Source organism: Winogradskyella vidalii, from assembly GCF_013403955.1.
In the GTDB taxonomy this organism is placed as follows: domain Bacteria; phylum Bacteroidota; class Bacteroidia; order Flavobacteriales; family Flavobacteriaceae; genus Winogradskyella; species Winogradskyella vidalii.
This window is the reverse complement of record NZ_JABFDG010000034.1, coordinates 1-2,044: the sequence shown is the minus strand read 5'-3', so window position 1 is coordinate 2,044 and position 2,044 is coordinate 1. Positions and strand designations below refer to the sequence as shown.

3 protein-coding genes are annotated in these 2,044 nt (G+C 27.7%); 2 read left to right on the top strand and 1 reads right to left on the bottom strand.

The genetic code is table 11. The features are described 5' to 3' along the window. Positions 1 to 82 precede the first annotated feature (82 nt). The gene (locus HM982_RS18345) at positions 83 to 832 is read left to right on the top strand and encodes an SH3 domain-containing protein (RefSeq protein ID WP_179354769.1); all 750 of its coding nucleotides are present in this window, start codon (positions 83 to 85) and stop codon (positions 830 to 832) included. 55 nt (positions 833 to 887) lie between these two features. Further along, on the top strand, positions 888 to 1,610 hold the full coding sequence (locus tag HM982_RS18340) for a hypothetical protein (protein WP_179313180.1): 723 nt from the start codon (positions 888 to 890) through the stop codon (positions 1,608 to 1,610). A 44-nt stretch (positions 1,611 to 1,654) separates the two neighbouring features. On the opposite strand, the gene HM982_RS18335 is transcribed toward HM982_RS18340, so the two are convergent. Then, positions 1,655 to 2,044, bottom strand: a 390-nt coding sequence (locus HM982_RS18335) for a transposase (RefSeq protein WP_179354731.1), incomplete at its 5' end; no start/stop codon positions are given.

The following is a 2,044-nucleotide window of genomic DNA, read 5'->3' as shown; positions in this document are numbered from 1 at the left end:
GCAGATTTGGCTAAGTAATAATCCGAAACTTTTGTGTATATTTATACGCTACGTTTCATACACAAACACGTTGGCAATAATTATGAAAAACATTAGTTACATAATAATTACATTAGTGTTTTGGTCTTGCCAAGGTCAAAATAAAGATGTACAAAAAACAGTAATTAAGGATTTAATCTCTAATTCTGAAAAAGAATCGAATAATATAAAAGTATTATTTTTAGCATATACTACAGCCGAAAAAGGACTTAATTATCGTAAAGAGCCAGATATGAATTCTGAAGTTTTAGGTAAGTTAAATTACGGAACTAAAGTAGATGTTGTTGATGATAGTAATCGCTCATTATTTTGGGTTGATGATTTAGAACGTGGCAGTTTATATGGAAAATGGGTCGGGATATACAAAGATTCTTCTATTGTCTACGTTTTTAATGCTTACTTATATAAGTCTTCCCCAAAAATTGAAAAGAATATTAAATTAGTTAACAATAAGCTAGAAGTCATATATATTAAGTCAGAAAATATTGATTCAAACCAAAAAATGACAATTGAAAAACATATTCAAATTTCAAATCATTTAGAGGATTATGTGATAATAAAACTTTTACAAAAAGAAAAAACGATTTTTGAGTACAAAATTAATTATCTTTTAAAAGAGTATTACACTTTGACTAAAACCAATGATAAAATTCCAACATATAATTATTTAACAATTTTTGATGAATGTCCGAGTAGTGAATACAAACAAACATTTGCCATTAAAGAAAATAAAATACTAAAAATAAGTGAAAAATATACCGAAGCCGACGAAGAAGTGCAAGACCATAATTAAATAATTATAGTCAATTTTTTTATTCCATTATTCTGTTATTGAACGAACAGCCAAAATGAAAAATCTATTAAAAAAAATATTAATTATTATTCCAATCATAGCATTGATGATTTTTGGATTAAGTTATGTCAGATTTGGACAATCCCAGAAATATTATAGCCAAGATGGACAATATAGTATCTATTCCAAAAGAAGTATTGCAGGTATATCCCATTTTAATATGCCAGGAGATGGAGATACTGGAGGAGGAACTATTTACATCTATGATGAAATAGAAAAAAAAGTACTTTCCCGATTCGAATCCTCTTGGATAAGGTCAGATATGGAAATGTGTGAATTCAGCAATTATGATGGTGGTATTTTTAGTTGTAAAGCAGAATTTCGGTATAATCTTCCAAGACCTCTTAAAAACATATCGCCTAAAATAATAGATAAAAACATAAAATCCGGATATAACATTAAAGTAAATACGGATTTTAAAATGGCACAAAAATTAATGCATTTTTCTAAATCTTCCTTAAATGATTGGTTTATATATAATTTACGAATTCCAGATAAAAAACTTCTTATTACAACATCAATTTTTGTTGAAGAAACAGAAACTACAATTTTAAATATAACCTTGGATAGTATTTTAAATATTATTATTAGAGGGAATACAGTCGGATATTATAGTAAACCCAAAAAAGATAATATAGATTTCGCTGTAAATTTGACAAAACAAGAAATTGAAAATTTATTTAAAGAACAGGTTTATAAACAAATTAAAGATAAATAACTATTGCCAACAAAGTACTGTGGTAAAAAACAAGTAAAAATGCACTAATTTTTCACTAAAGTACTTCTATATGTATCATCATATATTAAACCTGATTTTGCTATAGCAAAAGCCTGTTTTAATAGTTTATTACACACCGCTATCAATGCCAATTTTTTACTCTTTCCTTTTGCTACTATTCTCTCATAAATATCACGACATGCTTTATTGTATTTACAAGCATTAAAGCTGCACATAAATAACAGATTACGTAGTTTCTGATTTCCTATTTTACTGATACGAGGCCGTCCATTTACACTACTCCCACTCTTTCTAACTACAGGGGTTAATCCAGCATAACTACACAATTCGCTACCGCTTTTAAAACGATCAAATCCATCGGTTAAAACCAATAGCATTACTGCGGTTTTATTTCCTATACCTGGAATAGTTTT

Bases quoted from the DNA above. Each gene is read 5' to 3' on its own strand.
- HM982_RS18345 (WP_179354769.1), top strand. From the start codon at position 83: ATGAAAAACATTAGTTACATAATAATTACATTAGTGTTTTGGTCTTGC.
- HM982_RS18340 (WP_179313180.1), top strand. From the start codon at position 888: ATGAAAAATCTATTAAAAAAAATATTAATTATTATTCCAATCATAGCA.